The sequence below is a fragment of the Microcoleus sp. AT8-A3 genome (assembly GCF_036705675.1).
Classification (GTDB): Bacteria; Cyanobacteriota; Cyanobacteriia; order Cyanobacteriales; family Microcoleaceae; genus Microcoleus.
The window spans coordinates 58,683-63,264 of record NZ_JAUBVD010000039.1 but is presented as its reverse complement, the minus strand read 5'-3'; the positions used below and the strand labels follow the sequence as shown (position 1 = coordinate 63,264).

Below are 4,582 nucleotides of genomic sequence, written 5' to 3'. Positions count from 1 at the left end.
CCGCAGGGTGGTAATCGGACTATTTTTTCTGATGCGATTCCTGGCTGGTCTTTTCATAATGGCGAAACGTCAGCGAGTGTAACTACAAGCAATCTAGTTGATGTGCATCAGCTATCTGCAACTGATGCTCCGGCTTTGCACGCGGAATTGGATCGGATTGGGGTCGATCGCACTCAACCAAATTATGCTCTGAAGCTAGAATCAGGTAAAAGTATTACCCACAACCGTTTTGTCGTGCCTGAGTCTGGAACTCTGCGATTTAATCTTCACGTACCTGAACTCAGTGGTGGCAACCTTATAGTTTCTTTAGAAGGAGATAATGGTGTTACCACACTGGAAACTATTAGCTTATCAGAAGCCAGTGGTCCTTACGATTCTGGCTACAATAACGCAGATACAAACAGAATTGGTTACGGAAATATCGGGTTTGAAACTTTCCATGTAGTAGATATACCAGAACCGCTACGAGGCAGGGTTGCTACAGTGAAGTTTGAAGTAGATAACGGCACGGTTTTTCTGGATGACGTTTTCTTTAAAAGTGTTCATCTAAAGTTGGGTAATCCAACTTTAGATGGTCAAAAAACTCGACCAGACGCTGTTAACAATGCCAACAACTATCTCATTGAAAAGCCACAGTATTCTCTCTCTTATAACGAGAGCAACAAAGGTCCAAATTGGGTAAGCTGGCAACTAAACAGAACCTGGATAGGTACTCTACAACCTCCTGAGAGAGATGACAATCTAGATCCTTTAGATCCTTTTCCTTGGAGGTCGGATAGCGAACTTCCCAGTGAATTAGAGACAACTGAGGGATGGGAGTACAGAGGTAGTGGTTTTGACCGAGGTCACATGACTGCTAGAGAACATCGTAACAGAACTCAGAAAGATCAGTTTGCTACCTTCTTGACAACAAACTTACTTCCACAAGAGAGAAGTAGTAATAGAACCGGTGCATGGCGACAGCTTGAACGCTTTAGTCGGCAAGTTGCTCAGAGGCGTGGTTGGGAACTTTACAATATTGCAGGAGGATATGATTCGATTAATGATGCCCTTCCGCCTGAAAATCCTCTCAACTTAGAAAACATTAACGTCCCTGAGTACACTTGGAAAGTTATTATGTTTGTTGAACCCGGTCAAGGAATAGCAGATATTACAGTAAACACACCTGTGATTGCTGTTACTATGCCTAATGGCATTGCTAATCCGCCAGATATAATTCCACCGCGATGGCAAGATCAAATAACTACGGTCAGAGAGGTCGAAGAACTTACAGGTCTAGATCTTTTGTCAAATCTTCCAGATGAAATCGAAAATGTAATTGAAAACCGGATTTATTCTGGACCTACTAACGTAAATGATTTTCCATCTGTGGTTACATAAGTCTTCACAGTTCTCAGTTTGCGCTGTTTAAGTTGAAGTTCTCATCTGGGGGAACTTCAGCTTAGAGTGGAAGACTCACTCACAATGGTCATTCCTCGTGCTGCCATCGGGCATGATTGTATTGCAGAAGATTGCCCCTTCAATTCCACTAATGTTAGCCAACTCTAAATCAACGATCGCTTCACTTAAATTTACTCCTGTTAGATTAGCTCTTGTGAGCAGGGGTTCACCTAGATAAGTATCTGTTAAACAAGCCCCAGTCAAGTTGACTTCCGCCAGTGATGCTTCTTCCAGGTTAGCTCCACTCAGGTCTGCTTGACTTAAATCTGCTCCGCTTAGGTCAGCTTCGGCTAAATTGGTTTTACTCAGGTTAGCTCCACTCAGATCAGCACAGTTTAATTGAGTACAGTTCAAGTTGGCTCCACTCAAATCTGCTCCACTCATATCTGCTTTAATCAAGCTGGTATAGAACAGGTTAGCATTGCTTAAGTTGGTACCAGATAAGTTCGCCTCACTCAAATCGCCATCGCATAGTTGGACGCCACTCAAGTTAGCACCGCTGAGATTAACATAACTCAGATTGGCCATCCTCAAGTTCGCACCGCTGAAATTGATACCGCTCAAGTAATTTTGACCTGGTTCGAGTTCTTCGAGGTCTTCCACGTTAGCAACGTTTAAGTTAGCATGACTTAAATCAACTCCAGGGAAATCTCTCTCTCCCGCAGCGTAACGTCTATATAGTTCTTCAACGTCCATAGCTTTCTTGTTCAAGCTGTTTATAATTTCATAGTAGCACTGTTACTTTTACTTTTTACCAATAAATGTATCAAACTGTGCGAGAGGTAGAACCAGTGAAAGTGTAAATAGATTAAAGAGGCAAGTTATGAACGCAGAAGAACTGCTCAAAAGGTACGCAGCGGGTGAAAGAGATTTTCGTCGGGTTAACCTAGAAGATGCCGAACTAAGAGGCGTAAACTTGAGTGAGGCTGATTTCACGGAAGCTAACTTGAATGGTGCCATTCTGAAAGAAGCCAATCTCAGACGTACTATTTTTAAGTCCGCTAACTTAGAAGATGCTGACTTAAGTCATGCTATGCTGGATGAAGCAGATTTGTCTAATTCTAGTTTAGAAGTCAACCTAAAAAGAGCTTCATTGGAGAGAGCTAACCTAAGTAATGCCAACTTGACAGGTAGTAATTTGGAATATACTAATCTCCGAAATGCCAACCTGCAAAATGCTTGTTTAGTTGAAGTTAGCTTAGATCGAGCCAATCTGGAAGGAGCAGATCTTAGAGGTGCAATTATGGGTGAAACTTGTCTGTATGAGGCCAATTTGAGAGGAGCACTCGTTGAAGGTTGCGATTTAAGCGACAGCTACAAGCGAAATACTATCATGCCAGATGGACAAGTTGTGACTGATAAATATGCTGAGATGGAATCTGACGATTAACCAAATCGAGGAGTTGACTGAGCTTGACTTTTTCTCAAATATTCCCTCTGGAGATTGAGGAAATAATCGAATCATAAAATATGACGGGGTCTCAACCCCGTCAAAAGCCCCACACAAGTTAGGAGCCATTGTCACTTCTAATTGTGCCATCCGGCATGATGGTGTTGCAGAAAATCAAACGACCTTCTCCGGTGGCTGAAAAGTATGCACCCATCAAGTTGGCTCTGGTGAGATTAGTGCCAATCAACTGCGTACACTCCAGGCTAGCTTCTCTCAAGTCAACATCCACTAAGTCGCTTGCCAGTTCAGCATAATCCAGAATAGCATCCCTCAAATCACCACCCGTCAATATAGTAACCCATAAACTAGCAGAATCTAAGTTAGCACTGCTCAAATTAGCACCACTGAGATTAACAAAACTCAGATTAGCCACAGTCAAGTTAGCACCGCTGAGATTGATACCCCTCAAATCATTCTGACCTGGTTCGAGTTCTTCGATGTCTTCTACGTTAGCAATGTTTAAGTTAGCATGACTTAAATCTACACCCGGAAAATCTCTTTCGCCAGCAGCGTAACGCCTATATAGTTCTTCAACGTCCATAGCTTTCTTGTTCAAGCTGTTTATACTTTGATAGTAGCGCGATTACTTCTACTTTTTATCAATAAATATATCAAGCTGTGCGAGAGGTTGAACCCGATCGCATACCAAGTAATCCAGATGGCTCAGAAGGAATACAAATGTCCTAAAATCTCAACTCTCAAATCTCAAAACGCTAACTGCGCCGAATATTAAAACAACACCAATCTTGGCGCTTCCACAGAGTAGCCACAATCCAGCCGTGCTGTTCGAGAGTGTCGGCAATTGGCTTAGCTTGTTCGAGCAAAATGCCGCTGAGCACGGCCCAAGTAGTCGGTTTGCTAATTGCAGTGAACTGCGGGATTAAATCGATGATTACTTCTGCTAAAATGTTGCAGATCAAACCGTCGATCGGCTCATCGACCATTTCTTTCAAGCGATCGATACTTCCGAGCTCTGCAACCAACTGCTGAGAATTAACGCGGTTGAGTAGCCTGTTGCTAATAGTCGATCGCACTGCCAAAGGATCTGTATCCAAAGCATAAACTTTTGTAGCGCCCAACAACACCGCGCCGATCGACAAAATACCCGATCCGCAGCCGATATCAGCAACGATGCACTCTTTGTCATCAAAACCGAGACGCATTTCCAGCGACTCCAGACAAAGTTGAGTAGTAGCGTGAGCACCCGTACCGAAAGCCACACCCGGATCTAAACGCAAAATAACGCGATCGGTATCAGTCGGTAAGGGCAACCAAGCCGGATTAATTAAAAAGCGATCGCCCACTTCTTGAGGCTGCCAGTGCTCCTTCCAAGTGCTGCCCCAGTCTTCGTCTTCAATCAAATCCCACTGCATCGCAGGTAGGGGCAAACCTGCACACAGAGCATCTTGGCGCAGCCACAGAGACAGAGCGGCCAAATCCAGCAATCCTGCCTGTTCTTCGGGCAAATAAGCCGACATCAGGCAGGAATTGCTTTTGATCTCAGTAGCAGTTCCCCGACAGTTAAACCGTTCCAGACGCCAAAAGATGATATCTTCCAGCGCCGGATCGCAAAGAATTCTAATTTCCCACCAGCTATGTGCCATAACGATTTTAGATTTTAGATTTTAGATTTTAGATTGGCCCAGGGGAACTGGAGACTGGGAACTGGGGAGTGAGGAATGAGGATTGGCT

General features: G+C 43.9%; 5 protein-coding genes. 2 read left to right on the top strand and 3 right to left on the bottom strand.

The window, feature by feature from the left end; translation table 11 throughout:
- A partial coding sequence (locus QUB51_RS20945) for a DNA/RNA non-specific endonuclease (protein ID WP_333057859.1) occupies positions 1-1,380 on the top strand: 1,380 nt, incomplete at its 5' end.
- 75 nt (positions 1,381-1,455) lie between these two features.
- On the opposite strand, the gene QUB51_RS20940 is transcribed toward QUB51_RS20945, so the two are convergent.
- Complete coding sequence (locus QUB51_RS20940; RefSeq protein WP_333057860.1) at positions 1,456-2,136, bottom strand: pentapeptide repeat-containing protein; 681 nt, start codon at positions 2,134-2,136, stop codon at positions 1,456-1,458.
- A 127-nt stretch (positions 2,137-2,263) separates the two neighbouring features.
- Here QUB51_RS20940 and QUB51_RS20935 point away from each other — a divergent pair, with 127 nt between their 5' ends.
- Positions 2,264-2,830, top strand: coding sequence for a pentapeptide repeat-containing protein (locus QUB51_RS20935; protein WP_333057861.1), 567 nt, complete (start codon positions 2,264-2,266; stop codon positions 2,828-2,830).
- A 118-nt stretch (positions 2,831-2,948) separates the two neighbouring features.
- On the opposite strand, the gene QUB51_RS20930 is transcribed toward QUB51_RS20935, so the two are convergent.
- Positions 2,949-3,431 (bottom strand): pentapeptide repeat-containing protein, encoded by a 483-nt coding sequence (locus tag QUB51_RS20930; protein WP_333057862.1) that lies wholly within the window; start codon positions 3,429-3,431, stop codon positions 2,949-2,951.
- A 172-nt stretch (positions 3,432-3,603) separates the two neighbouring features.
- Positions 3,604-4,494 (bottom strand): 50S ribosomal protein L11 methyltransferase, encoded by an 891-nt coding sequence (prmA, locus tag QUB51_RS20925; RefSeq protein WP_333057863.1) that lies wholly within the window; start codon positions 4,492-4,494, stop codon positions 3,604-3,606.
- Positions 4,495-4,582: the final 88 nt, after the last annotated feature.

What these genes read in the sequence shown, in the direction of transcription:
- QUB51_RS20940 (WP_333057860.1), bottom strand. Translation starts at nt 2,136, where the DNA reads ATGGACGTTGAAGAACTATATAGACGTTACGCTGCGGGAGAGAGAGAT.
- prmA (WP_333057863.1), bottom strand. Translation starts at nt 4,494, where the DNA reads ATGGCACATAGCTGGTGGGAAATTAGAATTCTTTGCGATCCGGCGCTG.
- QUB51_RS20935 (WP_333057861.1), top strand. Translation starts at nt 2,264, where the DNA reads ATGAACGCAGAAGAACTGCTCAAAAGGTACGCAGCGGGTGAAAGAGAT.
- QUB51_RS20930 (WP_333057862.1), bottom strand. Translation starts at nt 3,431, where the DNA reads ATGGACGTTGAAGAACTATATAGGCGTTACGCTGCTGGCGAAAGAGAT.